1 pseudogene is annotated in these 581 nt (G+C 36.7%); it reads right to left on the reverse strand.

What is annotated here, in order from left to right:
• Positions 1–581 (reverse strand): annotated as a pseudogene (locus ACFIJ9_RS08705) (hypothetical protein); the annotation flags it as partial.

The raw sequence follows: 581 nt of genomic DNA on the forward strand, positions 1-581 counted from the left end.
TGCGAACCATTTACAGCATCGGTTGAGTTAGCAGAAATATCTCCATTAGCAAGAAACTTAATTTTTCTATTGGTTCTTTCCTCTCCATGCTGTGCTACAAATGCCTGATCATCATTGCTCCACAACAAGGCGTCGCCTTTAACTTCTTGTGTAATATTATTGATTTTTTGTGTAAAATCATTTGTCACATTCGTTAAATGATCATTCACATTCTTTACATTTGCATCAAGACCACTCAAAGCGTCACCAACATTTTTAAAGGTTTTCTGAACCACCTTACCATTCGCAGAAACTGTAGATAATTTATACTCCGGTCCCCAAAAATCACCATCGACAAATTCGGCATCACCACCAAAATAGTTTGCTATATCTTGAGAGATTTGATTAATTTGGTCCCCATTTACTGCATCGGTTGAATCTTCAGCAATTTTGCCATCTTTAACATTAAGGAGAGCTACTGGTTCTTGACTCTTATTGCCGCCCAAAGACACACTGTTATAATTGACAGTGCCATCTGCACTTTTATCGTAAAGAACTGCAAAAGCACTTCCCTCTTTAATATTATTAATACTGTTACTAAT

It is taken from the genome of Bartonella sp. MR90HLJMH (assembly GCF_042194115.1).
GTDB classification, from domain to species: Bacteria; Pseudomonadota; Alphaproteobacteria; order Rhizobiales; family Rhizobiaceae; genus Bartonella; species Bartonella grahamii.